Here is a 24,597-nt window from a genome sequence, read left to right as displayed (position 1 = left end):
GCCGACCTAAAGCATGTCGCGCCTGAGCGATTCAGGCCCGCTTCAGGCCTTTGTTTCCACAGATCGTTGTCCCAAAACCGAGCTCATTTCTGAGCGACATGCATTGCGGTCCCGACCCGGCGGGGCTGCATTTTCCACGATTGCGGAATTCTCCGTTTCGGGCATGATAACAGGCACTTATGCCTTCCGTATGAGAGCTTGCCTCGAGACGCCCCGCACGTGAACCTGTTCCAGCGAAAACCCCGCATCGCGGCGCGTGCGCGCCTCGATATCGACATGCAGGACGCCGTCGTCTATGCGATCGGTGACGTGCATGGCTGCTACAAGGAACTCCGTGCCCTGGAGCAGAAGATCCTGCTCGATTCGCTGCGCTTCCAGAGCCGCAAGATCATCGTCATGCTTGGTGACTACATCGACCGGGGGCTTCAGTCGGCGCGGGTGCTGGATCACCTCCTGGCGCCGCCGCCGAAAGGGTTTCAGCGCATTTGTCTTGCCGGCAACCACGAAGTGGCGATGCTGAACTATCTCGACGGAAATCTGTCCCGCGAGCCCTGGCTGGCGACGGGCGGCCTGCAAACCCTGTTTTCCTATGGCATCGATCCGGCGCGCCTCGCCAGCCTCTACGGGAGCAGCGCGCAGATCGACCGACGCATAAGGGAGATCATTCCAGACGATCACGTCAGCTTCCTGCGCGGGCTGCCGATCATGGTCCGTTCGCGGAAGTTCGTGTTCGTCCACGCCGGCATCAGGCCCGGCGTCGACCTTGCGGCGCAAACCGACCACGACCTGGCCAACATCCGTTCGGACTTCTTCGAGGCAACGCACCTGCTCGACCGCTGGGTGGTGCACGGGCATACTCCGGTGGACGTCCCGAAGCTCGAAGGGCGCCGGCTCGGCATCGACACAGCCGCCTTCCAGAGCGGACGCCTGACCGCCGTCAGGATCGCCGACAAGCAAGGCAGGCTGATCTTCTCCTGACGCGCATCGATATTCAGGTGTGCTGACCTGAAGATCGATACACTTCAGAGAGGGTCCACTCGCGCAACGGTCGACGTCACACCGGCGCCTTGCCGCGCACTTCCGACTTTTCCAGATAGTAGCTCGAATATTTATCAAAGAATTTTTCCGACCCGCCGAACGATCCGTATTTGGCCAGTTTCTTCAAATCGACCTTGTTCAGCACCGCGCCGACGATCTTGTTGGCGACATAGGGTTCGGATTCCAGCATCGACCTGACCATCGCGCGCGGGGTGCGCCCCCACTCGGTGACCAGTACAAAACCGTCGACCAACGGCGCGAAGGCCTTGGCGTCGACCACCGGTCCGAGCGGCGGCAGATCGACGACGATGTATTCGAACGTCTCCTTGGCGTTCTCGATGAAGCGTCGCATGCCGGCCGAGGAGAGAAGTTCGCTGGTATGCGAGAAATGACCGCGCAGCACCGCCGGGATGATCGCCAGCTTCGTCTGCCTGTCGATCTTGCCGACGGACTGCCAGGTCTGGCCACTGACCACCGCTTCCATCAAGCCCTGCTCGGTTTCCATGCCAAGGCCCCTGCTGAGGCCGGGATTGCGCAAGTCGCCGTCGATCAGCAGCGTCTTGGAGCCATTGGCGGCGAGCAAGCCGGCGAGATTTGCCGCGACCGTCGACTTGCCTTCGCCGGGAAGCACCGAGATGACGCCGATGACGCGGCTGCCTTGCCCTTCCATCACGACGTCGAAGGCGATCTTGGCGCTGCGCAGCGTTTCGGAGAACATCGAGGCTGGAGAATCGATGCTGACCCGCATGCGCGCCCGCCTTTCGGCCGCCGACAGCGATTGGGTGGTCTTGGCGTCTACCTGGGTCTCGCCCGGCTTTTCTTCCTTGCCGAGCTTGCCGCCGATCGTGGGGAGATAGCCGAGGAATTTCAGGTTGACGCGGTCGCGCACGTCCTCGCCGGTCCTGAAGAAGCGTTCGTTGAACTCGTTCAGCCCACCAAAGCCGGCGCCCATCAGCAGGCCAAGCACCAGCGAAAGTCCGAGCACGACGATGGTGCGCGGGCTTGAGGCCGCCATCGGCATCGACGCGTCGGAGATGATGCGGATCTTGCCGACAGGGAAGGATTGCTGTTGCGCAGCTTCCTCATAGCGGCCGAGGAATGTCTGATAGAGCGTGGTGAGCGCCGTCGCCTGCTGATCGAGTTCACGCAGCTTGACTTGCGTCTGGTTGTCGACGGAACTCTTGCCCTGTGCGGCCGCGACGTTGGCCCGGAGCGCGGTCTCGCGTGCCTGCGCCACCTCATATTCGTTGCGATAGCTTTCGGTCAGCTGCTTCAGCTCGCCGAAAATCTGCGTCGATATGTCGGCCTTCTCCTTGGAGAGAGCCACCGCCTGCGGGTGCCCGGGGCCGAAATTCGCCTCGACGTCCTGCAGACGCTTGGCCACCGTGAGGTAGCGGGTCTTGAGCGCCGATATGACCGAGCTGCTCGGCTGGTCGCTCGATATGGCGGCATCCTTGAAGGCGTTTTCGGAGCCGCTGTCGACAATGGCTTTGTACTGCTGGTAGCGGGCGCTGGCGCGCGCGGTGTCGGCCTGCGCCACGATAAGCTGGGCGTTGAGGTCGGAAAGCTGCTTGTCGCTCATCAACTGGCCGTCGCTGTTGGCGGCCAGCCCATGTTCGGCCCTGAATTTCTCAACCGCAAGCGAAGCTGCCTGCGAGCTCTGGCGCAGCTCCGTCAACCGGCCCTGGAGCCAGATCGCAGCCCGCTCGGTGGCATCGAAGCTGGCGTCGAGCTGATCGGCGAGATACGCATCGGCGTAGGCCTTGGTGATCGCGTTTGCCAAAGCCGGGTCCGTCGCCTGATAGCCGAGCGCGATGACGTAGCTTCGCCCGATGCGCGTTGCCCGCACCTCGCTCTGCAGCTTGAGGATCGCGTAGTCGCGGCGCGACGTGGCGATCAGCGCATCGCGGGCGGCCGGGTCGAGCTTGCTGAAGTCAGTGCCACCCGGCATGGAAGAGCTGGGGCGGACATACTGGATCAGGCCGCGGATGAGGCCTATGCCTTGGGCAAGCGCCGACTGGGGCGGATTCATGAATGTGTCGTTCTGGTCGAGCTTCAGCTTGTCGACGACCACGGCGGCAAGCCGCGTCGAGGTCAGGATCTCGATCTGGCTCAGGATCGCCGAATCGGTCTGCATGGTTGTCGACGTCGCCGAAATGTCGTCGACGATTTTGTTCAAGCCCTCATCGATCAGCACGCTGGCGACCGACTGATATTTAGGCGGCGTCGTCTGCAAATAGAGCAAGCCCAGGAAGAGACCGATGACGGCACACACGGCAACCACCTTGGCCTGCCGTGCGGCCATGCCAAGCAGCCGCTCGATATCGATGAAGTCTTCGCCGTCTCCTGCGTCCGAATTCGGCAATGGCATCCTCTTGTCGAGAGGAAAGTTGGCATAATTCATCTTCGGTCCAATTCTAGAGCCGGTCCATCGCAATGGACTCTATCTCACTGTTTCAACATGATCTTTTCCGGAAACCGGGACCCACTTTCCGGGATCATGCCTTGGCTTGCAGGCGCCTCGAAGATCGGGAGCATCGCCAGAAGCGAAGCAAGCGTCGTGCCAGACGGCGAGAACCTGCCGGCCCCTCTTCGCCGGCCATCTGACCATGCTCCCGAAAGATGGGCATTATGCGGCTTCTTCCTGGCGTTCATGCGACCGGACGAACTCCTGAAGCATCTCGAAAACCGGACCCTTCATGTCGTCGCGCGCCAGCGCGAAGGCGATGTTGGCCTGGATGAACCCTTCCTTGGAACCGCAGTCGAACATGCGACCCTTAAAAGGCTGGGCGAAGAACGACTGATCCTTCGACAGACGAACCATGGCGTCCGTCAATTGAATCTCGTTGCCGGCGCCGCGCTGCTGATTGCCCAGAAGCGCGAAAATCTCGGGCTGCAGGATGTAGCGGCCATTGATGTAGAAATTCGACGGCGCATTGGCCGGCGCCGGCTTCTCGACCATGGCCGTCACCTCGAAACCGCCACCGATCTCGGCGCCACGGCCAACGATGCCGTATTTGTTGGTCTCGCTCGGTTCGCAACGCTCGACGGCGATCACGTTGCCGCCCGTGCGCTCATAAAGATCGACGGTTTCGGCGAGGCATCCGCGCCCTCCGAAGGACACCATGTCCGGCAGCAGCAAGGCGAAGGGCTCGTTGCCGATAACCTCGCGCGCGCACCAGACGGCATGGCCGAGGCCTTGCGGCGATTGCTGGCGGATGAAGCTGGTGGCACCGGCCACAGGCAGCATGCTTTCGAGCGCCTCCAACTGGGTCTTCTTGCCGGTCTGCTCCAGGGTGCCGATCAATTCCGGATGCAGGTCGAAATAGTCCTCGATCACCGCCTTGTTGCGGCCAGTCACGAAGACGATGTGCTCGATGCCCGCCTCGAAGGCCTCGTCCACCGCATATTGCACGACAGGCCTGTCGACCACGGGAAGCATTTCCTTTGGCATCGACTTGGTCGCCGGCAGGAATCTTGTTCCAAGCCCCGCCACCGGTATCACGGCCTTCCTGATTTTCTTCATCGCAAATTCCTTCTGAGGAGATCGACTTCAGTCCATTCACAGGCCACGAAAAATCCCTCCATGTGCCTGCATCTTCACCTCCCCGCCCCAACGGCAAATTGTGCCGCCATTCTTCGCAACCGCACGGCGATCGGCATGCCCATATGCCTAACCGCCGCCGGGTCGCTGAGCGCTGTCCGGATCGCCTTGAGCGGGGACCGCGCCTTGATGTGCTGTACCAGTGACAGAAACGATGCCGCCTTGCGCAGGCTGCGGCCGCGCCGGGCGAACGCGGCCTGCGCGGCCTCATCCATCCGATGGGTTTGAGCGAACACGGCATCCGCCCTGCGCATCGCTTCGACGTGGTGAAGCTCGAGCACGCGCGAGATGGAGCCGCTGCGGATATGATAGGCATAGCCGATATCGGGCTCGACGACGCATTTTCCGCCCCTGGCCAAGGCGCCGGCAAACAGGATGTAGTCTTCGCCGATCCTCAGCTTTTCGTCGTAGCGAAGCCGGTTTTCGTTCAGGAACTCGCGCTGGAAGATCGGCTTGAGATAGCCGAGGTTGAACTTGGATTCGAAGACGACGTTGCCGGCGATGTAGGTGGCCAGCGAAATCTCGCGCAAGCCTTCCAGATACTGCCGCGGAAACATCGCGTCCTCGATGACGCCGTCCTCGCGAACGACCTGCAGATTGTCGACGGCGATCTGGGCATCCGCGCTTTCGGCACGAGCGATCATGGCCGCGAGCCGGCCGGGAAAGACCGCGTCGTCGGAATCGAGAACCGCGATCCATCTGCCGCGGGCGGCGTCGAGGCCGGCATTCCTGGCGCCGCCAGGGCCGCGGTTGCTGGCCAGGGCGACGACACGGACGATATCCCCTGGGTAGGCCCGCGCCACGTCGAGCGTCGCATCGCGCGACTTGTCGTCGACGACGATGATTTCGACGCTGACACCCTTCTGGGCGATGGCGCTGGCAATCGCCCGATCAAGGGTCGCCTCGGCGTTATAGGCGGCAATAACGAAGGAAACATCCGGGACAGAGCTGACGTCAGGCTGCACGTTTGCCTCCCTCCTGTGGCGACGGCTGGCCATAGAGGCGAATTTCGCGGATGCCGACGAGGCCGCTGACGACACCAACATGCATAATGCCGCGCAGCACGCTGCGGTTCCTGCGGACCGGACTGACGACGACCGGAAGTGCCGAGGCGAAGCAATAGATGGCCTTTGCCGAGGCCAGGCCGACCTGCTTGACTAGGCCGATGCCGCTGGCGCTGCTGCCCAGGAGATGGCCATGCGTCTGGCCGACGCGGAAGCGGCGGCGGCCGAGCCATTCGAATGCCGCCCTTGAGCGCGGCACCACCTCGTCGATCCACGCCTCGGGCGCGAAGGCGATGCGGCCGCCGGCCTTGTGCATCTGGTCGAAGAATTCGGTGTCCTCGCCGCCGGTCTGGCCACGCGCCAGGCTGAAGCGGCGGCCGCGCAGGCTGTCCGAGCCCATCCGCAGCAGAACATTGCAGGTGTAGCCGGTGCGGATCTCGCCGCGCACCCAGACGGGCAAGGTCGAATGGAAATCGCCGCGCCGCATCCAGTCCGGCGCATCCGGGCGATAGCGCGCCCTGACCGGGCCGAGCACGACGGCGACACCGCTTTGCTGCGCCATCGCGACCAATTCGGCGAGCCATTGAGGCGTGGCCGTTTCGTCGTCATCAATGAAGGCGACGAAATCCGCTGTGCTCGCATCGAGGCAGGCATTGCGGGCGATCGAGATGTTGCGCGCCGGGGCATGCCGATAGTGGATCGGCACCGTCAATTCCCGCGACAGCGCCGCCACCAGGTCACGGGCCGTCGGGGTGTCGTCATTGTCGGCGACGATAATGCGGATATCGAATCCCGCCGGCATCTCCATCGCGTCGAGCGAGCGCAGCGTGTCAGCCAGCTCCGGTCGGCGGAACGTGCAGACGCCGATGTCGATGCTGCGGTTCTTTGCCGACACCGCCATCAGGCCACTCCGCGTCGCGAGCCGAGGCCGAGAAGCTGCAGCCAGAAGCCAACCGACCAGCCAAGATGCATGACCATGGCCGAGACACCGGCCAGCGCAACGTCAGCCTTGCGCTGGCGGATAGCCGTCACCAGTCCGTAGCCCAGGCACACTGACACCCACAGCAACAAAGGCACTGCCGCAATCCAATGCACGAAGGAGAAGGCCGCAAGAAGAACCACCGGGAAGACCGCCAGCGGCACCATCTGCCGGATCTTTGGGATGACGCGGTGCTTCAGCACATTCTTGGCACGCCCGCGACCGTAGCCGAGATACTGGAAATAGAGGCCTGAGAGCGAGGCGCGCGGATAGTAGACCATCTGCGTCTTGCCACTCATCCAGATCTTGTAGCCCGCCTTGCGCAGGCGATAATCGAGCTCGGCGTCCTCGTTATGGCTGAACGCTTCGTCGTAGCCGCCGACGGCGCCGAATGCCGATATCCGCATCAGTGCATGATGGCCGTGATCGATCCACTGTCCCTGCGAAAGATGCCGATGCTTCGAGCCGCCGGTGCCGAGCTTGGAGTTCTGCGCCGCGGCGGCCGCCTTCTGCACGGCACCGCTGCCGCTGGTCAGCATCGAAACGACAACCGAATCCGCTGATGTAGCCAAGGCTTCCTCGACCAGCCGGTCGCAATAATCGTCGGGATAACCGCCATGCGCATCGATGCGGATGAGATAGTCGGCACCATCGCCGAAGGTACCGACGGCGAGATTGATCGCCGCGCTCTGGATGCGCCGCTTGTTGTGGAGCAGGATAACCCGCGGGTCCTTGGCAATCACATCCTCGACGATGGAAAGCGTGCCGTCGGTGCTGCCGCCGTCGGCGACGATGATCCGGGCGCCAAGCCGGGCGGCCGCGGGCCGCAATTGATCGAGCAGCGCACCGATATGGGCGGCTTCATTCAGGCACGGAATGACGATCAGGCTGGATGAGGGTCTTTCGGTCTGCGTCATCAACCTCTGTCCATCTTGCCTCTGTCCATCCTTGGCCATCCTATGCCAATGCCTCGGCGGCAAAGGAGCCGGGCACGGCCGTCAGGCTGCGCAGCCGCTCGACAAGCGCCCGGCAATCGCTGCGATCGTAGCTCCAGGTCCTCGGATTGCGGGCCAGAACGCGCTCCTTCAGCCTGGCGAAGCGATGCTCCTCCATCTTGCCGAGCACGGCTTCGAGCGCTTCGGGCGACGCTTGCGGCAACATCACGCCGATATCCTGCTGTTTGAGGAACCGCCCGGTCTCGGTGTTGCCCATCGAGATCGGCACCGCTCCGAAGCGGCAGCCTTCATAGAGCCGGTTGGGCAGAAGCCATTCGGAGTTCTGCCCCGCCTCGAAGAAATCGATCGCCCACGAAAAATGGACATCGTTGTAGATCGCCGCCATGTCTTCCGGATTGCGGTAGGGCCCGAGAAACGACAGCCACGGCTCGGCTTCGACAAAGCCGTGAAAGTCAGGGAATTCCGACAAAGCCGGACGTCCGCGCAGCACGATCTCGAAGCGGCCCTCCATGCGGCGGGAGAAATCGGCAAGCAGCTCGAGTGAGCGTCGGCAGCGCAGCGCACCGAACCAGCCGATCCGCCATGGCGGACCGACCGGGCTCTCTTCAGTCTCCGGAGCGCCGGGCAAGATCGTCGCGGCCTCGAAATATTTGTTTTCGACCAGCTCGATGGGTGCCGCAACCTGGCCGAACGGCTTGAAATAATTGGCGATAAAGGCAGGAGAACTGGTCACCAGCAGCTTCACATCCCTGGCCAGAAAGCGCTCGGTGGCGCGCAGCGCCTTGCCCAGGACATCGTTGCGCAGCACAAGCCGATGAATGTCGAGGCACTCGTATACGATCGGAACCGATGCCCCGAAGGCTGACCTGGCGCGGCGGGCAAGCGCCAGCATTTCCAGGTTGCGCGCGATGATGAGATCCGGTTTTGGCATACCGCCAAGCGTCGAGCCTATCGAAACGGCTGCTTTGGCGACGGCCGCGAGGCGTTGGCCGAATCGCCCGTCACGCGTCGCGCCGAGGTCGATCGGCCGCAGTCCCTCGATATCCGCAATCGGATTCGCGGTGCGACGGAAGCCGGCCAAAGTGACCTGGGCCCCACCTGCCCTGAGCATCGTGATCCGCCGGCGCACCGCCGGGTCGGAAACGTCGTGCACAAGGTACAAGACATGCAGCATAAAAACTCGACCGCTGTTGGCCCACCCGAGGGAATGCTAGTACAGGTCTTGCTGCATCGCAACATTTTTGGTGCGGCGGTCCACGTTTTCTGTTGCACTGCAAAATTATTGCCGTAGTTTGTGGTCGGCGGCGGTCGTGGATTTTCGGGCTCGGAAATCAACGTAAAAAATCAGGAATCCTGAATTTGGAAGCCAATGCATTCGATCCGCCAGAAGGCTCCTTGCGCAAATCGGTTGGGCGCGGCGCGGTTGTCACGGCCATGGCGCAATCGGTGCGGGTCGCGACACAGATCCTGTCCGTTATCGTCTTGTCGCGGTTGTTGTCGCCACAGGATTTCGGCGTCGTGGCGATGTGCGCGCCGGTGCTTGCCTTTATCGCCCTGTTCCAGGATTTCGGCCTGACCCAGGCGACGATCCAGAAGTCAGGCATCCGGCATGAGGAGGTGAACTACCTCTTCTGGATCAATGTCGCGGTCAGCGCGCTCCTGGCTTGCGTGCTTGCGGGTGCGGCGCCGCTGGTTGCCGCCTTCTACGGCGAGCCGCGCGTGACGGGCCTGGTGGCTGCGTTCGGGCTGCAGATCATGGCCTATGGGCTGGGCGCCCAGCATCTGGCGCTCTTGACGCGCCGCATGCAGTTCGGCCGGCTGGCCGTCATCGACGTCGCCAGCGCCATTGCCGGGCTTGCGGTGTCGATCGCCTGGACCTTTATCGATCGCTCCTATTGGGCCCTGTTTGCCGGCACGCTGACCGGTGCCGTTTTGCCGACGCTCTGCTATTGGGCGAGCTCGCGCTGGCGTCCGGGCCTGCCGCGCAAGGTCGCCGGCATCGGCGATCTGATCAATTTCGGCGCCGGCATCACCGGCTTCAACTTCGCCAATTTCTTTGCCCGCAACCTCGACAATGTGCTGATCGGCAAATATTGGGGCGAGGCGCAACTCGGCCTCTATGACCGCGCCTACAAGCTGCTTCTGTTTCCGCTGAGCCAGATCACCAACCCGCTGTCGAAGGTGATGGTTCCGGCGCTTTCGAGGCTGAAGGATGAGCCGGATCGCTACCGCAGCGCCTATCTGCGCGTCATGCCGCTGATCCTGCTGGTGGCGCTTCCCGGCGTCGCCTTCGCCACCGCGATGTCGGATGTGCTGATCCCCTTCGTGCTCGGCGAGCAATGGCGCGCAAGCGCCTCGATTTTCCTGGCGCTGGGCTTTGCCGGGCTGCTGCAGCCGCTCAACAATCCGGCGGGGTGGCTTTTCGTCAGCCAGGGCCGCTCCGGTGATTTCATGCGCTGGGGCGTCATAACGGCCGTGACGTCGGTGCTGGCCTTCATGCTCGGCCTACCCTATGGCGCGCTGGGCGTGGCGATCGCCTATGCGATCAGCGAATATCTGCGGACGCCGTTCCTGTGGCTCTATGTCGGCAAGAGCGGGCCGCTTCAGGCGCACCATGTACTTCGCGCGGCAACGCCGTTCGTGCTTGGCGCCCATCTGGCACTGGCCGGCATCTGGTTCATCAAGCCAGCGCTGCCGCAGCAGCATGTCGTCGCCCTGGCCAGCGGCGCCGTGCTCGCCTACCTCATCACCATCCTCATCGCACTGGCATTCGCCTCCGGCCGCGAAGCCTTGCGCGAGGCCCTCAAGATGCTGCCGGCAAGGCTGCCTGCGGCGGCGGCGCGCGAAGCGCAATAATTTGGGCGTCTTCGACTGCTACGGACATCTCCTCCAGGACCAGGTCTGAACCATGCACTACCGATCGATCTCCGATATGAACGACGCCATTGTCAGGGGCCTGCACCGGCTGCCGCGCGACATCGACCTGGTGGTCGGTGTGCCGAGAAGCGGCGTTTTGGCAGCGACGCTGGTCAGCCTTGCCGCGAACATCCCGATGACCGATCTCGACAGCTTCCTGGAAGGGCGTATCTATACGTCTGGCGTCACCAAGCGCCATGCCGCTCTCGACCGCAAGGTTTCCGAGATGCGCAAGGTGCTGGTGATCGACGACAGCGTCGCCGGCGGCAACGCCATGCGTGACGCACGCGCCCGCATCCAGGCTGCGGGCATCAAGGCGGAGTTCACCTTTGCCGCCGTGTTCGGCCTTGAGCCCCAGCACCAGGAAACCGACCTCGTCTTCGAAGTCGTGCCGCATCCGCGCATGTTCCAGTGGAACTTCATGCATCACAAATTCCTGGCGCAATGCTGCGTCGACATTGACGGCGTGCTGTGCCTCGATCCGACAGAGGCGGAAAACGACGACGGCCCGGCCTATGAAAAATTCCTCAGCGAAGCGCGGCCGCTCCATGTCGCGACCCACAGGATCGGCTGGCTGGTCACCAGCCGACTGGAGAAATACCGCGCGCTCACCGAGGCATGGCTCGCCAAGCATGAGATCAAATACGACCAGTTGATCATGCTCGATCTGCCGAGCAAGGCGGAACGGCAACGGCTCGGCGCGCATGGCAGTTTCAAGGCCGATTTCTACCGCAAGTCCGATGCCATCCTGTTCATCGAGAGCGAGCACGAACAGGCGCTGAGGATCACCGAACTGTCAGGCAAGCCGGTGCTGTGCGTCGAAACGCATATGGTCAGCTTTCCCAACACGCTGTCGCTGCCGGCACTTGGCCAGGCGGCCAGGAACCTGCCGGCAAGGCTGCGGCAGATCAAGTCGCAAGAGGGCCGCAAAAGCGCCGCCAAGACCATTGCCCGCGCGCTGCTTGGCGCCCGCGGCTACGAGACGCTGAAAAGCCGGGTCAAACGCCCGGCCTGACCTGCTCAGGCGGCGCCGTCAGGCCGCCTGCCGCGCGCGTTGCTGCATGGCCCTGTCCAGTATCGAGAAGAAGGTGATGAACTGGCGATCGGGATCGAGTTCCGGGCGCCCCGCGAAGCTGCGGGCGAGGCTGGAAAGCCGGTCATATTCCTGATTGTCGTTCCACAGCCGCCTGACGGCCGCGACCCAGTCGGCCAGCGGTGCATCATAATCCAGCACCACGCCACCGGAGCCGATCGCTTCGGGCAGACCGCCGCGCCGCGAGCCGACAACGGGGATTCCGCTGCAATGGGCCTCCGACGCGACGCGGCCCCAGGCCTCTTCCCACTTGCTGGGAGCAAGCAGGATCTTCGTGCGGCCGTAGACCGTCTTCATGTCGCTGGTGCGGCTCTCCAGGACGATATTGCCTAAGGGAGCGATCGTCTGTTCGATCCGCGCCCGATGATCGTCGTCGAGCTTCCAGCTTTCGACGAACAGGAATGGAATTTCGCGGCAGGCGCCGGCAATCCGCACCGCGAGCTCGAACCCCTTTTCCTCATAAGGGTTGATCAGCGTGACGAACTGGCCCGTCGTCGGCGTCGAGTAGTGCGCCGGGTTGATGGTTGGCGGGATCACCACCGCCTCGATGCCGAACTCCTGTCTGTAAGTACGTGCGGTGAAGTCAGAATTGGCGATGTAAAGCGCGGAATGCAATTCGCGCAGATCGCCGCCCAGTTCATGGAACTCGACATTGCGGAGATAGACGACCAGAGGCACGCCCTCCGCCTGCAGCGCCTTGCCGATCGGAACCGATTTGTGACACTGGACCACGGCGACATCGGGCTTCAGCCTGTCGACGGCATAGCCCGCTGCTTCCCAGGGAAACCAGGCCCGCACCACCGGATAGCCGGGATAGCTGTCGACAACCGCCGGCTGCCGCAGCAGCTTCATCTTGGCGCGCGCCTTGAAGCCGAAGACACCATCACCGAACAGGGCGGCGAGCACAGCGGCTTCATGACCGTGCTCGATCAGCTGTTCGGCCAGATGATGCGTGCTCGACTGAACGCCGCCGCTGAACTCGGGCGGGTAGCCGTTGCCGCCTGCAAAGAGAACTTTCATGATCGGGCTCCTTGTCGCATCTCGTATTCCTTGCTCGGAGACAACAGGCAAAGTCCGCCGCCTCGCTTTCGACGTCAGGCAAGTTTCGGCGGCTCCAGATTGGCGAAGGGATTGGTACACGATTGCCAGCCGGTAAATCGGATCGGGTCGTTGGGCGAACTGCGCCAGGCATAGTCCGTCAGCATATGGAATTCGGCGACCACCCAGCGGTCGAAATGCACTAGATCTTCCCGCTTTCGCTCGGGCAGCAGGCGGCGTGCTGCGCCCAATTTGAGTTCCTCCACCAGCGTGACGGCGTCGCTTAGTTTTTCGCTTGGAAAGTTCCACGGATTCCTGTTGCGGAACGCCAGAACGAACTGCTGCAGATGCTCGATGCGGATGTTCAACTTGCCAAGGTATTTTTCCAGCGTGACGCGCACCAGATCCTCGTCCGAGAACGAGGAAACGGCGGCGTAGGCGACCCCTGTCGAAACCACTCCGCCAGCCATGACGGCCAGGGCCGAGCGTCTGGAAATCTCGATCATGCGATACCTCCTTTCACGCGATCCGGCTCGCCGCCCGCAAGGACAGCGCTGCCGCGGTCAGGCTCGGGTTGGCGCAGGAGCAGCTCGGATAGGTGCTTGTGCCGACGACGACCAGATTTCTGAGCTGGTGGTGGATCATGCCGCTGTCGATGACCGAATCGGCTGGGCCCGTACCCATCCTCAGCGTGCCCTGGACGTGCGATTCGCTCGGCCGAATGCCGCGGTCGAAGAGCTTTTCGACCGGCAGCGGCGCCAGAAGGCCAGGCAGTTTCTCCAGAGCGCGCGCCATGCCCTTCACCGCATAGTCCGATGGCGCCTTGAAGCTGACGAAGGCATTCTCATCCTCGTCAAGCGTGACGAAGTTCTCGGGATCGAGCAAGTCCTCGGTGACCACGACAAGCGGCAGCGCCTGGCGTAGCCGCCCTTTTTCGGCACGCAGTCCGTGCTGCCAGCGGTTCTCGAAATAGACCAGTGCCGCCGCATGCTCCGATCGGTGAGGACCATCATAGAGGCCGAAATTCAGGCCGGTGGTGATGGTGCTGCCATCGAAATTGTCGACGCCGTCCAGATAGACCTCGAAATTCCAGCCGTAGGATTCATGCAGGCCGCTGCCGACGAATTCGCCGCCCAGGCCGGATCGCAGCATGATCGCCGCGCTCTGGATGGCATTGGCGCCGAGAATGAAGAGATCGCCGCTGACCTGGTATTCCTTGCCGTCATGGCTGAACGTGACCGAACGGACAGCGCCGCCGACGTGATCGAGCCGGCGCACTTCCGCACCGAGGCAGACCGAGACGTCGGGATGCTCGAAGACGTGCATCAACCCGTTGTTGACGGTGAATTTGGCGTCGACCGGGCACAGCCAGCAACGCAGATTGGCACAGCACGAGGTGCGTTGTGATGTCGGCAGCCGCGCCCGCGCGGTTGGCATGACAAAGTGCTGGCCGGGCTGCGCCGCCTTCATCATCCTGTCCGGTGTCGACATGCGATGCGGCGGTTGCGGAAACGGCTTCGAGCGGGGCAGCATCGCCGCCATGTCGGGATCGCCGGAGATCGACATGATGTCTTCCGCGTCGCAATAGAACGGCTCGACGTCGTCATAGCTGATCGGCCAGTCATTGCCGATACCGTAGGTGCTTTTCAGCCGGAAATCATTGGGATGGAATCTTGGCGTCTGCGCGAACCAGCAGTTCGTCCCGCCACCCAGTCCGATCGTGTAGTTCCACGGCTTGTTGGAATTGGTCTTGTAGGTCGTTTCGTCTTCGATGTCGGTGTTGACGTTCTGCTCGAGCTGCCATTCATGGGTGTTGTGGCGCCCCCACTCCAGCACCAGAATGCGTGCCTTTCGGCGCTTGGCGAACTCGTGCAGGAAGAAGGCCGAACCGAAGCCGGAACCGATCGCTACGAGATCGAAATGATCCTTGGTGATTTGCTCCGGCTTTACGTCCAGCACCATCGGCTACAACTCCACACAGAAATACGCGCTCAGTCCCAGCGCCCGCAGGCCATGTGCGGACCGGTCTTGCATCCGTCTGCCAGGGCCTGGTCTCATGCCGCCATTCTGCCGATCGAGTGATATTCGATGCCGTGGCGGGCGATGACCTTGGGGTCATAGAGGTTGCGGCCGTCGAAGATGACCGGCGTAATCAGCGCATCCTTCACCGCGTCGAAGGACGGCGCGCGAAAGCTCTTCCATTCCGTGGCGATCAGCAGCGCATCGGCACCGCGCAGCGCCGCCTCCTTGGTGCCGCACAGAAGCAGGTCGTCGCGCAGCCCGTAGATGGCCTGGCATTCCTGCATCGCCTCGGGATCATAGGCCTGCACATTGGCGCCGGCCTTCCAGAGCGCTTCCATCAGGACGCGCGCCGGCGCCTCACGCATGTCGTCGGTGTTGGGCTTGAAGGCCAGGCCCCAGAGCGCAAAGGTCTTGCCTTTGAGGTTGCCCTTGAAATAGCGGTCCACCTTGTCGAAGAGAACCGATTTCTGTGCGTTGTTGCGCTCCTCGACGGCGCGCAGCAGCTTGGCGTCGAATTTGACGCCTTCGGCGGTCTTGATCAGCGCCCGCACGTCCTTGGGGAAGCACGAACCGCCATAACCCAGACCCGGATAGATGAAATGGTAGCCGATGCGGGGATCGCTGCCGATGCCCTTGCGGACCTCCTCGATGTCGGCGCCGAGTTGTTCGGCCAAATTGGCCATCTCGTTCATGAAGCTGATCTTGGTCGCCAGCATGCAGTTGGCGGCATATTTGGTGAATTCGGCGCTGCGCACGTCCATCACGATCATCTTCTCGTGGTTGCGGTTGAACGGCGCGTAGAGTTCGCGCATCACAGCCTCGGTGTCCTCGCTGTCGGTGCCGACGATGATGCGGTCCGGCTTCATGCAATCGGCGACCGCGGACCCCTCCTTGAGGAACTCGGGATTCGAAGCGACATCGAAAGCCAGGTCCTCGCGGCCTCTTTTCTTCAACGTGTCGGCAATCCTGGCCTTCACCTTTTCGCAGGTGCCGACCGGCACCGTAGACTTGCCGACGACGATCTTGGGTTTGTCCATTTCGCGGCCGATGGTCTCGGCGACGGCCAGCACATATTTGAGATCGGCCGAGCCGTCCTCACCCGGCGGCGTGCCGACCGCGATCATCTGGATCTCGCCATGCCTGACAGCGGCGGCGGCATCGGTGGTGAACTTGATGCGGCCGGCAGCATGGTTTTCCTTAACGAGGTTTTCCAAACCGGGTTCGAAAATGGGAACCAGGCCCTGGTTGAGCCGCTCGACCTTGGCGGCGTCGATGTCGACGCACACCACCTGGTGCCCGACTTCGGCAAGGACCGCAGCCTGCACGAGGCCGACATAGCCAATTCCAAACACCGTCAAATTCATTCGGTTTCATTCCCATGCAAGGCAGCGGACCGTTTTCGGTCCCGCCGGTTCAAATCGACTTTCCCAACTACTTTACACTGCATGCCAGCGATTCCGGAAATTGACAGGGTTCGCCGAGCGCCGTGAAGGCAACCCGCTCGATCTGCAGGGAAAGCTTGCGGCCCGGATCCGCGAACGCTCCCATCCAACCCTTCATCGTATCGCTGCCCCAAAAGCTGAAGAATATCTTCTGTGCATGGCTGGGCAGCTTCGCCGGGTCGGTAATCGTGTTCACCAGCTGGCCGTTGACGTACCATCGCAAGCTGTCCTTCTGCCAGACGAAGGCGTAGTCGTTGAAGGCGTTCTCCGTGCCGCCCGGCACGTCGACCAGCTTCTCGTTCTTGCCCTTGCCCGCGATATAGGCATTGACCTGCACCTTGGAGGTGTCCTTGGTCAGCACCTCGAAGTCGATCTCGTCCCAGGGCTGCTTGTCGCTGGGACCGATATAGGTGAAGAACGCCGCGTTGAGGCCGGAGCCGGTGTCGGTCTTCAGCCGTGCCTCATAGGTGCCGTAGCCGAAGCGCTGCTTGGTCTGGATCTCGCCGCAGACGTAGTCGCGATCCTTCAGCGTCTGCTTTTCGAAGCCGAGCGACAGCACATTATTCGACAGTTCGACCATGCCTTTCGACCAGGTGCAATTCTGATGGCTGCCGTTGTTCCAGCCGTCGGAAACATACCAGCGCGCGCGATCGAAGCTTTTGAAATCATCGACGAAGGACGGCGATGTCGGAATGTCCTGGGCGTAGGAAGGGGTTGCCAGGAAACCACCGAGAGCAGCCAGCAGCAACGCACCGAGCGACCCCAGCCGTCGCCAGGCGGCTTGTCCGGTCCGATATGCGAGAGGCGGCGCGTCAATTGCTGTCGTAGGTTTCGGATTCGACTTCATATCAAACTCACCTTTGCGCTGTGTGTCCCCAACCCAAAGTCGACGTGCGAACCGCTCCTGAACGGGCCAACCTTGACCTTCCCTGTGACCCTCTCGATTGCTTCCCGCCTTGCATCAAATCTGTTGCAACAGTTCCGAGCCTTCACGTTTCAACCTCTGCCGGCGCCTGCCGGCCAGGCGAATTCCGCCGAGGCGGCCGAATCGGCGTCCTCGTCGAAGACCATATCCAGCGAATGACGGAGCTCTTTCATCATACCGTCCTGGCGTGACAGCGCTGCAATGCGGCGTTCGCAATTCAGGATCGACTGTGTCAGTGCGCTGACTTCCGAAGACCGCTTGTCGGACGCTGAGCCGTTTTCCATGGCTTCGACCAGGAAGGCGGCGTTGGTCGACGTTGTCCGGTAGCGATTCTCAAGCCCGGTTCTCTCGGCCTCGATCTCGGCCGCAATCTGTTCGAACAGCTTTGCCAGACGATCAAGACGTGAAACATCGGCCTGCCGGTCGCGGGCCGGATCCCTTGATCTGAAACCGAATATCGAGGCCATGGGCTCAGGTTCCTGTCATCGCCGGCTTGTGGGCCGGGCTTCTGGCCGATCCCCGCAGCCGGGGCTCAAAAACTCGTGTTGCGTTGTCCTGCTCCTTTTGAGGGAGAGACATCGGACCAATCCGATCGGGGGCCAGTTCGGCTGGTCGTCCACTATGCTGCACCGCAACATAGACTGCCATCGTCGGAGCCGCGAGGCAACCACCCAATTCGTAAACTCATAAATCCAGCCGAAATGGTTTGCGTGATGACGTGTCGCGAGCGGACAAACCGCAGGCCTCGGGCCTCGCTCTCAGCGTTCCTTGCCCATGCTGGTTCCAGCCATCAGAAAGCGCCGCGGCGGCACAGGCTTTTGGCTGGACATAAGGCCGACGCGACGAAACAGCGCCTCGAGCTTGTCGGAAGCCACGCCCTGGACGATGGGGACGAGGTTGGACAGGCTGGCGAAAGCGTAAGCCGCGGCCGATGCCAGCCCCCGCTCAGCCTTGACGTCAAGGAAATTGCGCAGCCGATATTTGTCGCGCACGTGCCGTTCATGCCGCCGCAGCACCGCCTTCGAGCCTTCCGGCAGACTGTCGATCGCCAGCAGCGCCAGGTCCGCATCGGCCAAACGCTTCAGGTCCTGGGTCTTGTGGCGGCCGCTCAAAGAATCGGCGCGGACGACGGCGCCGTAGCCGCAGGAGCGAATGACCTTGAACCGCGCCCCGCATGCGACCGCGCGGGCGTAGAGTTCATAGTCCTCGCCCAGCCGCAGGCTCTCGTCGTAGCTCAACCCGTGGCGGTGGAGGAAGGCACGGCTGATCACCGGCTTCAAGAAGCCCAGTTCGCCCCTCTGCACGCGGCGCCTGGAGATGTTGCCTTCGACGAAGCGCTCGAAATCGAGGAATTCCGGATCGGCGGCAAATTGCGGCGCGACGATTTTCGTCGCGTCGCCCGTCGCATCATCCCTGATCAGCATGATGTTGTCGGCCGCGAAATCCCAATCGGCGCCGGCAAACAGGTTGCGAAACCGGCCTTCGAGGAAAAAATCGTCGGCATCAAGAATGCTGATGAACGGCGATTTCGAGCCGGCGATCGCTGCGTTGCGGGCAAAGGAGGGGCCGCGGTTGACATCGAGGCGCATCACGGAGAGCCGCCCGCTGCCATCATCGGCGGATCGTGCGACATCGGCGGTGTCGTCGGTGGAGGCATCATCGACAACGACGACCTCCGCCACTTCCGGTTCGCGCAACGCGGATGCGATGGCGACGGCGATTGTCGCTGCCGCGTTTTTTGCCGCGATGATCACGCAGACCTCGGATTTCGTCATCGACATGGATTTGCCTCTCGTACAGGTAATATCGATTTGCCCTCGCCCCGTACTCCTTCGATGCCCTACAGAATTGCCACCAGCACCCAATTTGCCTTCATTCAGCGACTCCCCGGCCGCTCGAAGATGCGGCGGCTGATATCGGCGGACGCCGCCCAACCGGCTTCGGCCAGATAGCGGACCGGCGCGCGGCCGCACAGTTCCCACAGCACCGTTCGCCGCTGTGGCCACCGCAGCGACGGCAGCCATGGCGCGATGACCATGCTGAGCAGATCCTCATTGCCGATGCGCGACAGGATCCTGGTCGCGCGCTGCGACAGCAGCGTGCCAGCGCCGCCGAGTAGCACATCGGCGGCGCGCAGGCCAAGCAGCAGCGTGTCGTCCAAACCTTGCACGGTTGCGGCATCGAGCAAACGCTGCTGATCCCCCTCGTCGAGGCGGGCGGCGCTGGCACCGATATCACAGACGTAGCCCGCGCAGGGTTCCCGGTTGAAAAGTGCCTTGGCGACGCTGATGCAGGACAAAAGCAAAGTATCGGCCACCGAGGTGAACGGCACCGTCGCACCGGCGATTTCGACCTGTCGCTTGCGCCGCAGGAACCCGTCCGCGTCGCGCGGGCTTGGCGAGCCGGGCTGCTGGAGGCGGTAATGGAGATCTACCGTGGACGACCTCGGCCCGTCGTCCCGGGTCATGTGCTGTTCGCCGAGGAAGCGGACCCACCAGACGGAGTTCGACTTGCCTGATACCTCATAACCGATCTGGCGAAGCGCATCACGCGCCCTGAAAAATCCGAGCGGCGAAACCAGGATGTCGACATCGCCGGACGGCTTCATGAAGTGGTCGTCGTAGAGAAGCTGCTGCTGGAACGGACCCTTCAGAAAAACAAAATCGATCTCGCTGGCGCGCAGCACATCATGGACCGCCATGGAATCCATGATGCAGGACGCGTTCATCTAAACCGTCCTCCTGCGGTAGGTGTCGAGCCATCGGAAAAGCTCAGGCGGCCTCTCAAGCGCGGGTGCGCGCGAAAGGGCCTTGAGGACAAAGGTGGCGACCTTGTTCAGCCTGGCGATGTCGGCAATTTTGGCACCGTCCAGATCACGCATCGAAATGTCGCCCGCGCCGGCGTGCGGTCCGGCGAAATACAATCGCAGGCAGGCCTGCACGTAGGCCACCTCGTCGGCACAGCCGGCGGCGCGCAATCGTTCGTATGAGCCGTCAGGCAAGGCCATTTAGCGCACAATCTCCCAAGAAAGCGGTTTGCGCGAACACTTATGCTGCACGTGCGAAGCAAACATCACCAAAAACCTCGATGCCGTAAAGCCTTTCCTTTTGCAGTGCGAATTTTTGCAACCGAAGCGTCTATCGAGATCGCGTCGGAAAGAAGTGAGAACCGCGGCTGAAATATCCTTGCCAGGTCTTTTAGCCGATCCCCGGCCGAATTTTCCAAACAGAAAATTCTTTCCATTAGCGAAGCCTAAAAATAAGCACAAAGCAAACGATTTATGCAAGCAAAATCATATGCTTAAAGAATCAGCACAGGCGCTGCCATCATGCCCAAGGAATCGGCTAAAAAGTGACAAGTTTTAGGCATGGCCGCTCATGTCCTGACGCCAGCAACGTAATTGATTAACGGAAGGTAAAACAGTCTTGACTCATAAATGCTGCCGTGCAGCTATTGCATTGCAGCATAAAAGTGCTGACGGCACTCGACAGGCCGTTTCCAGTCCTAAATCGGAGAGTAAAATGGAACAGAATGTTGAAAAGCATGAATACGAGACACCAAGCCTGACGGTTCATGGTTCGATTGAGACCATCACCCAGGGTGGCGGCGGCAACACGGCGATCGACGCGTCGTTCCCCGCGCACACGCCGATCGGCGACCTGACGTTCTCCTGAGACTTATAGCCGTTTCCAGAGTGACATTTTGGGACTCTGGATTCAAAAGCAGACGTAAGAGGGGTCGGGGGGCCAGCCTCCCGACTTCTCCTGCGCCAACCGGAGATGTCGAAGCGTTTTGTCAGTGAGGTGCGGGGATGAACGGGAAGCAATCCGACCATGATCTGGCCGACCACGATAGCGTGAGTGCGACCAAGGATGCCGTGGCTTGCGAGTTCGGCGATGGCTTGGCGCTGCTCAATCTCAAATCCAATGTCTACTACAGCCTGAATGGCGTCGGCGCCTTCATCTGGGATTTGATCCAGGAGCCCCGGTCGATCGGCGACATCCGCAGCGCCGTGCTTGCGCGCTATAATGTCGACCCGGTGCGCTGCCAGGCCGATGTCGACGCATTGCTGAAGGGCCTGACCGATAATGGGCTTGCGAGACGGCATCATGAGGCACTTGTCTAAGCCGGCCCAGCACAAGGCGCTGGTTTCGCAGGCCATAGTTCCGCGGGCCCTGGTTTCGCGGGCCACGGCCTTACGGCAGGAACCCGCGAGGGAAACAGGCTTCAAGCAGTCGAAGCGCGGCGGAAGCCGGCACGGGCTGGTCAGGATTTTCTCCCTGAGCGGCTCGGAAATGATCTTCCTTGGCCATTGCCTGCTGGTGGTGGCGACAGTTCGGCTGGGGCTGACGCTGCTGTCCTACAATCGTGTACGCAGCCTGGTGACGCGCCTAGACGCACGGCAGTGCGCTTCAATGGGCGAACTGCGGCGTGTCGCCTGGGGTGTTGCCGCCGCGGCCCGTTTCGTCCCTTACGCTACATGCCTGACCCAAGCGCTCTCCGGCCAGTATATTCTCGCCCGCCAAGGCAATGAATCGACGATACGCATCGGCATCGAACGTGGTACGGGCGAGCAGTTGAAAGCACATGCCTGGCTGGTCAGCGACAACCATATCGTGCTTGGCGGATCGATCGACGGCTTCGCCCATCTCGTCGACCACGGCAGCCGATGAGCGGCGTCGCTGGAATCCTGCTGCGCGGAGCACACGCACCGGCGGTCGCGGCGGCAGACATTCAGCAAATGCTGGCGCGCATGCGCCATCGCGGTCCCGACGGCAGTTCTTGGTGGCTGGACACCAGCATCGCCCTTGGCCACGCCTGGCTCAACACATCGGATGAGGTCGGTCCAGGCCCTTTGACGATGGCTGGCGGCCGGCTCGCCATCACCGCCGATTGCCGGCTGGACAACCGTGACGAGTTGCTGGCCAGGCTCGGTATCCGCGACCAGTCGATGGCCGACGCGATCGTGCTGATGCGGGCCTATCTGCGTTGGGGCGAAGCCTGTCCGGAGCATCTCCAAGGCGATTTCGCGTTCGCCATCTGGGATGACGAGCGGCAATCGCTGTTTTGCGCGCGCGATCATTTTGGCGTCAAGCAGTTCTACTACCACGCGGCGGACCGGCGTTTTGCCTTCGCGTCCGAGATCGGGCCGATCCTGGGCGTCGAAGGTATCCGCGCACGTGTCAGCGAGCGCCAGATCTCCGGCTTCCTGGCCGGGCTTCCCGACGACCCGCAGTCGACCCCCTACAGCGATATATTCAGCCTGCCGGCCCGCCACAGCCTGACCGTCACCGCGCAACAGGTGATGTTGCGTCGATACTGGCAGATCGAGCCGTCGGCGCGGCCCTTGCGGTCGGATGCATCGGAGGAATTCGCCCATCTGTTCTCGCAATCGGTGCGCAACCGCATGCGAGGGACCTCGGCAGTCGGCGCAATGCTGAGCGGCGGCCTCGATTCCTCATCTATCGCCTGTGTCGCCGGCCTGCAGAATGCCGCTGCGCGCAAGCCGAAGCTGCCGACCTTCTCGCTGGTTTTCGAGAAGGGCTCGCCGATGGACGAGCGGCCCTTCATCGATGCCGTTCTCGACCAGCAGAAGGTCGACGCGACACTGATCCCGGTCGGCAACTATGCCCCATTCGCCGAATTCGAACGCGTGCTGGAAGAACAGGAAGGAACGTTCCTGGCGCCGGGCCTGACGCTTACCCGCGGGATCTACCGGACTGCCGGCGCCAAGGGCATCAAGGTGCTGCTGGACGGCCATGGCGGCGACGAGGTCGTTTCCCAAGGCCATGGTCACCTGCACGAGCTTGCGAATGGCGGCCGATGGATGGATCTGTGGCGCGAGGTCCGCAGCGCCTCCAATACCTATGGCGACAGCACGCTTGGCCTTTATCTCCAGTTCCTGACCCTCTACGGGCCGGCCTGGCGCATCGCCAAGCTGAGGCATCTGGCCAACCGTGCCCTGAACAGGATCCGCAAGCCCGCGCACGTGCAGCGCGCACGAAGCTGGCGCGACCTGATCAATCCGGACCTTGCCAAGCGCACCGAGCTTGTCGACCGGTTTCACCGGGCCGGCTATATGCCGCCCGGCGTTCAGGCCAGCGACGCCTTGAGCCATCGCTGGATCCTGTCGAACGGCTATGTCCCGCATGCTTTCGAGGTTCTCGACAAGGCCGCCGCCAATTTCGGCGTCGAGCCGCGATACCCATTCTGGGACAAGCCGCTGGTCGAGTTCTGCCTGGCATTGCCGGGCGAGGAGAAGCTGAGCCACGGCTTTGGTCGCTATGTGCTGCGTCGCGCCATGCAAGGCGTATTGCCGGAGGCGGTGCAGTGGCGACGCGACAAGATCGACTTCACCGCCAATCTCGTCAACGGCATGCTGCGCAACCATCGCGACCTCCTGGAACAGCTGCTGGTCTCGGATGCAGGCCGCATCGCGCCTTATGTCAATCTGCCGCAAGTGAGTGCTGCCTATGCGCGGCTGCTGCGCCAGCCCGATCAGGCAGCCCCCCTGGATGTCCAGTATGTCTGGCGCTCGGCCTCGCTGTCGCTCTGGCTGCGGCAACTCCAGCACGGCGGGAGCCCCACGTGATGCCGCGCAACGAGCCGATGGCCGCATACAGTGATAATCCCCGTCCGCATGGCCGGGCCATGCGAGAACGCCGCTTCTACCGCGCCTATGGTCTGACCATCGCGTCGGAGGTGATGTTACCCGAACTGCAGCCGGCGCCGCCCGGGGCGGCGGATGTCGTGATCGCCGTCGGCGTGATCGACCTGCCAAAGCCGGCGCCCGAAGCCGCGACCGACTTTCGCTTCGAGCCGGACCGGCAATATCTGGCCTGGCATGCCGTGGGCGCGTTCCTGATCACCGATTCCAACCGTATCGACATTGAACCGGCGCCCGGCGTCGACGACGCGCTGCTGGCGTTTCCGCTGCTCGGCCCGGTCATGGCGCTGCTCTTGCACCGGCGCGGCCTGCTTGTCCTGCATGCCAGCGCCATCGCCGCCGCCCGCACGAGCGCCATCTTCATGGGTGACAAGGGTGCCGGCAAGTCGACGACCGCAAGTGCGATGATCCGGGCCGGGCATCGACTGCTTACCGATGATGTGGTGGCGCTGGACCTCGCCAATCCGAGTGAGCCAATGACCGTTCCGGGCTTTCCGCAGATCAAGCTGGCGGCCGACGCCGCGGCGGCGATCTCGCTCGGGGAAGCGGAAGTGCGGCCGCAAGTGCATCCGGCGATCGACAAGATGCAGCATCGCCTGAACGGTGACTTTTCGGGCGATAAGGTGCCGGCGACCAGGATCTACATCCTCAAGCGCGGCGAAAGGGCTGGCATCACGCCCTTGCCCGCCATTGCCGCCCTGCCGGCCATCATCAAATTCTCCTATGTGACGCGCTTCGGCCGCGCGGCCCTCCCCGACGACTTCGCGGCGGCGCATCTTCGGCAATGTTCATGGATTGCCAACCATATCGGCGTGCGGCGGCTGGAAGTCCCGACGGGCCTGGACAGGATCGGTGAAGCCGTGGAATTGATCGAAAAGGATCTGTCGGCTGGCAGCCGGCGGTCGTGAGCGCA

At 62.4% G+C, this 24,597-nt stretch carries 23 protein-coding genes; 8 read left to right on the top strand and 15 right to left on the bottom strand.

Features of this window, described 5'->3' with window-relative positions:
* Window positions 1-219: 219 nt before the first annotated feature.
* Window positions 220-978: a metallophosphoesterase family protein gene (locus tag NP945_RS14525; RefSeq protein WP_127395428.1), complete on the top strand. Its 759-nt coding sequence runs from the start codon at window positions 220-222 to the stop codon at window positions 976-978.
* A 76-nt stretch (window positions 979-1,054) separates the two neighbouring features.
* Here NP945_RS14525 and NP945_RS14520 read toward each other — a convergent pair whose 3' ends face one another.
* The 6 genes from NP945_RS14520 to NP945_RS14495 form a co-directional block, all read right to left on the bottom strand.
* Window positions 1,055-3,442 carry a polysaccharide biosynthesis tyrosine autokinase gene (locus NP945_RS14520; protein WP_256746720.1) on the bottom strand — a complete coding sequence of 796 codons (2,388 nt, stop codon included), beginning with the start codon at window positions 3,440-3,442 and terminating at the stop codon, window positions 1,055-1,057.
* A 225-nt stretch (window positions 3,443-3,667) separates the two neighbouring features.
* Complete coding sequence (locus NP945_RS14515) at window positions 3,668-4,564, bottom strand: UTP--glucose-1-phosphate uridylyltransferase (RefSeq protein WP_127328794.1); 897 nt, start codon at window positions 4,562-4,564, stop codon at window positions 3,668-3,670.
* Window positions 4,565-4,638: 74 nt separating this feature from the next.
* Complete coding sequence (locus NP945_RS14510; RefSeq protein WP_128287566.1) at window positions 4,639-5,607, bottom strand: glycosyltransferase family 2 protein; 969 nt, start codon at window positions 5,605-5,607, stop codon at window positions 4,639-4,641.
* Window positions 5,597-6,547 carry a glycosyltransferase family 2 protein gene (locus tag NP945_RS14505; protein ID WP_256746719.1) on the bottom strand — a complete coding sequence of 317 codons (951 nt, stop codon included), beginning with the start codon at window positions 6,545-6,547 and terminating at the stop codon, window positions 5,597-5,599. Before NP945_RS14505 ends, NP945_RS14510 begins: the two co-directional genes overlap by 11 nt.
* Window positions 6,547-7,542 carry a glycosyltransferase family 2 protein gene (locus tag NP945_RS14500; protein ID WP_256746718.1) on the bottom strand — a complete coding sequence of 332 codons (996 nt, stop codon included), beginning with the start codon at window positions 7,540-7,542 and terminating at the stop codon, window positions 6,547-6,549. The genes NP945_RS14505 and NP945_RS14500 overlap by 1 nt, the downstream gene beginning before the upstream one ends.
* A gap of 40 nt (window positions 7,543-7,582) precedes the next feature.
* A complete protein-coding gene (locus NP945_RS14495) occupies window positions 7,583-8,755 on the bottom strand; it encodes a glycosyltransferase (protein ID WP_256746717.1) in 1,173 nt (390 codons plus the stop codon).
* Window positions 8,756-8,940: 185 nt separating this feature from the next.
* On the opposite strand from NP945_RS14495, the gene NP945_RS14490 reads away from it, so the two are divergent.
* Complete coding sequence (locus NP945_RS14490; RefSeq protein ID WP_256746716.1) at window positions 8,941-10,437, top strand: lipopolysaccharide biosynthesis protein; 1,497 nt, start codon at window positions 8,941-8,943, stop codon at window positions 10,435-10,437.
* 52 nt (window positions 10,438-10,489) lie between these two features.
* Window positions 10,490-11,512: a phosphoribosyltransferase family protein gene (locus tag NP945_RS14485; protein ID WP_306283151.1), complete on the top strand. Its 1,023-nt coding sequence runs from the start codon at window positions 10,490-10,492 to the stop codon at window positions 11,510-11,512.
* Between the two features lie 18 nt (window positions 11,513-11,530).
* On the opposite strand, the gene NP945_RS14480 is transcribed toward NP945_RS14485, so the two are convergent.
* The 9 genes from NP945_RS14480 to NP945_RS14440 all read right to left on the bottom strand — a co-directional run bounded on the left by NP945_RS14480 (window position 11,531) and on the right by NP945_RS14440 (window position 20,024).
* Window positions 11,531-12,610: a glycosyltransferase gene (locus NP945_RS14480; protein WP_256746714.1), complete on the bottom strand. Its 1,080-nt coding sequence runs from the start codon at window positions 12,608-12,610 to the stop codon at window positions 11,531-11,533.
* Between the two features lie 74 nt (window positions 12,611-12,684).
* Window positions 12,685-13,134: a hypothetical protein gene (locus NP945_RS14475; RefSeq protein ID WP_127267655.1), complete on the bottom strand. Its 450-nt coding sequence runs from the start codon at window positions 13,132-13,134 to the stop codon at window positions 12,685-12,687.
* 13 nt (window positions 13,135-13,147) lie between these two features.
* The gene (locus NP945_RS14470; protein WP_256746713.1) at window positions 13,148-14,590 is read right to left on the bottom strand and encodes a GMC oxidoreductase; all 1,443 of its coding nucleotides are present in this window, start codon (window positions 14,588-14,590) and stop codon (window positions 13,148-13,150) included.
* A 92-nt stretch (window positions 14,591-14,682) separates the two neighbouring features.
* Complete coding sequence (locus NP945_RS14465; protein WP_127267657.1) at window positions 14,683-16,014, bottom strand: UDP-glucose/GDP-mannose dehydrogenase family protein; 1,332 nt, start codon at window positions 16,012-16,014, stop codon at window positions 14,683-14,685.
* A gap of 67 nt (window positions 16,015-16,081) precedes the next feature.
* Window positions 16,082-16,939: a family 16 glycosylhydrolase gene (locus tag NP945_RS14460; RefSeq protein WP_127328801.1), complete on the bottom strand. Its 858-nt coding sequence runs from the start codon at window positions 16,937-16,939 to the stop codon at window positions 16,082-16,084.
* Between the two features lie 149 nt (window positions 16,940-17,088).
* Window positions 17,089-17,484: a hypothetical protein gene (locus tag NP945_RS14455; RefSeq protein WP_127322326.1), complete on the bottom strand. Its 396-nt coding sequence runs from the start codon at window positions 17,482-17,484 to the stop codon at window positions 17,089-17,091.
* Between the two features lie 291 nt (window positions 17,485-17,775).
* Window positions 17,776-18,798 (bottom strand): glycosyltransferase, encoded by a 1,023-nt coding sequence (locus NP945_RS14450; protein ID WP_127328803.1) that lies wholly within the window; start codon window positions 18,796-18,798, stop codon window positions 17,776-17,778.
* A gap of 95 nt (window positions 18,799-18,893) precedes the next feature.
* Complete coding sequence (locus NP945_RS14445; protein ID WP_256746712.1) at window positions 18,894-19,745, bottom strand: nucleotidyltransferase family protein; 852 nt, start codon at window positions 19,743-19,745, stop codon at window positions 18,894-18,896.
* Entirely contained in the window at window positions 19,746-20,024 is a 279-nt protein-coding gene (locus NP945_RS14440) for a hypothetical protein (RefSeq protein WP_256746711.1), read from the bottom strand.
* 514 nt (window positions 20,025-20,538) lie between these two features.
* Here NP945_RS14440 and NP945_RS14435 point away from each other — a divergent pair.
* The 5 genes from NP945_RS14435 to NP945_RS14415 all read left to right on the top strand — a co-directional run bounded on the left by NP945_RS14435 (window position 20,539) and on the right by NP945_RS14415 (window position 24,592).
* Complete coding sequence (locus NP945_RS14435) at window positions 20,539-20,691, top strand: lasso peptide (RefSeq protein ID WP_013891488.1); 153 nt, start codon at window positions 20,539-20,541, stop codon at window positions 20,689-20,691.
* Between the two features lie 137 nt (window positions 20,692-20,828).
* The gene (locus tag NP945_RS14430; protein WP_127267623.1) at window positions 20,829-21,143 is read left to right on the top strand and encodes a PqqD family protein; all 315 of its coding nucleotides are present in this window, start codon (window positions 20,829-20,831) and stop codon (window positions 21,141-21,143) included.
* The gene (locus tag NP945_RS14425; RefSeq protein WP_256746710.1) at window positions 21,127-21,690 is read left to right on the top strand and encodes a lasso peptide biosynthesis B2 protein; all 564 of its coding nucleotides are present in this window, start codon (window positions 21,127-21,129) and stop codon (window positions 21,688-21,690) included. Before NP945_RS14430 ends, NP945_RS14425 begins: the two co-directional genes overlap by 17 nt.
* Window positions 21,687-23,609 carry a lasso peptide isopeptide bond-forming cyclase gene (locus NP945_RS14420; protein WP_256746709.1) on the top strand — a complete coding sequence of 641 codons (1,923 nt, stop codon included), beginning with the start codon at window positions 21,687-21,689 and terminating at the stop codon, window positions 23,607-23,609. The genes NP945_RS14425 and NP945_RS14420 overlap by 4 nt, the downstream gene beginning before the upstream one ends.
* Window positions 23,610-23,668: 59 nt before the next feature.
* Window positions 23,669-24,592 carry a serine kinase gene (locus NP945_RS14415; RefSeq protein ID WP_372337969.1) on the top strand — a complete coding sequence of 308 codons (924 nt, stop codon included), beginning with the start codon at window positions 23,669-23,671 and terminating at the stop codon, window positions 24,590-24,592.
* Window positions 24,593-24,597: the final 5 nt, after the last annotated feature.

It is taken from the genome of Mesorhizobium sp. LMG17149 (genome assembly GCF_024518695.1).
In the GTDB taxonomy this organism is placed as follows: domain Bacteria; phylum Pseudomonadota; class Alphaproteobacteria; order Rhizobiales; family Rhizobiaceae; genus Mesorhizobium.
The sequence above is the reverse complement of the archived record's forward strand: the minus strand, read 5'-3'. Positions and strand labels throughout refer to the sequence as shown.

What these genes read in the sequence shown, in the direction of transcription:
- NP945_RS14520 (WP_256746720.1), bottom strand. Translation starts at nt 3,442, where the DNA reads ATGAATTATGCCAACTTTCCTCTCGACAAGAGGATGCCATTGCCGAAT.
- NP945_RS14515 (WP_127328794.1), bottom strand. Translation starts at nt 4,564, where the DNA reads ATGAAGAAAATCAGGAAGGCCGTGATACCGGTGGCGGGGCTTGGAACA.
- NP945_RS14505 (WP_256746719.1), bottom strand. Translation starts at nt 6,547, where the DNA reads ATGGCGGTGTCGGCAAAGAACCGCAGCATCGACATCGGCGTCTGCACG.
- NP945_RS14500 (WP_256746718.1), bottom strand. Translation starts at nt 7,542, where the DNA reads ATGACGCAGACCGAAAGACCCTCATCCAGCCTGATCGTCATTCCGTGC.
- NP945_RS14495 (WP_256746717.1), bottom strand. Translation starts at nt 8,755, where the DNA reads ATGCTGCATGTCTTGTACCTTGTGCACGACGTTTCCGACCCGGCGGTG.
- NP945_RS14485 (WP_306283151.1), top strand. Translation starts at nt 10,490, where the DNA reads ATGCACTACCGATCGATCTCCGATATGAACGACGCCATTGTCAGGGGC.
- NP945_RS14480 (WP_256746714.1), bottom strand. Translation starts at nt 12,610, where the DNA reads ATGAAAGTTCTCTTTGCAGGCGGCAACGGCTACCCGCCCGAGTTCAGC.
- NP945_RS14475 (WP_127267655.1), bottom strand. Translation starts at nt 13,134, where the DNA reads ATGATCGAGATTTCCAGACGCTCGGCCCTGGCCGTCATGGCTGGCGGA.
- NP945_RS14470 (WP_256746713.1), bottom strand. Translation starts at nt 14,590, where the DNA reads ATGGTGCTGGACGTAAAGCCGGAGCAAATCACCAAGGATCATTTCGAT.
- NP945_RS14465 (WP_127267657.1), bottom strand. Translation starts at nt 16,014, where the DNA reads ATGAATTTGACGGTGTTTGGAATTGGCTATGTCGGCCTCGTGCAGGCT.
- NP945_RS14460 (WP_127328801.1), bottom strand. Translation starts at nt 16,939, where the DNA reads ATGAAGTCGAATCCGAAACCTACGACAGCAATTGACGCGCCGCCTCTC.
- NP945_RS14455 (WP_127322326.1), bottom strand. Translation starts at nt 17,484, where the DNA reads ATGGCCTCGATATTCGGTTTCAGATCAAGGGATCCGGCCCGCGACCGG.
- NP945_RS14450 (WP_127328803.1), bottom strand. Translation starts at nt 18,798, where the DNA reads ATGTCGATGACGAAATCCGAGGTCTGCGTGATCATCGCGGCAAAAAAC.
- NP945_RS14445 (WP_256746712.1), bottom strand. Translation starts at nt 19,745, where the DNA reads ATGAACGCGTCCTGCATCATGGATTCCATGGCGGTCCATGATGTGCTG.
- NP945_RS14440 (WP_256746711.1), bottom strand. Translation starts at nt 20,024, where the DNA reads ATGGCCTTGCCTGACGGCTCATACGAACGATTGCGCGCCGCCGGCTGT.
- NP945_RS14435 (WP_013891488.1), top strand. Translation starts at nt 20,539, where the DNA reads ATGGAACAGAATGTTGAAAAGCATGAATACGAGACACCAAGCCTGACG.
- NP945_RS14430 (WP_127267623.1), top strand. Translation starts at nt 20,829, where the DNA reads ATGAACGGGAAGCAATCCGACCATGATCTGGCCGACCACGATAGCGTG.
- NP945_RS14425 (WP_256746710.1), top strand. Translation starts at nt 21,127, where the DNA reads ATGAGGCACTTGTCTAAGCCGGCCCAGCACAAGGCGCTGGTTTCGCAG.
- NP945_RS14420 (WP_256746709.1), top strand. Translation starts at nt 21,687, where the DNA reads ATGAGCGGCGTCGCTGGAATCCTGCTGCGCGGAGCACACGCACCGGCG.
- NP945_RS14415 (WP_372337969.1), top strand. Translation starts at nt 23,669, where the DNA reads ATGCGAGAACGCCGCTTCTACCGCGCCTATGGTCTGACCATCGCGTCG.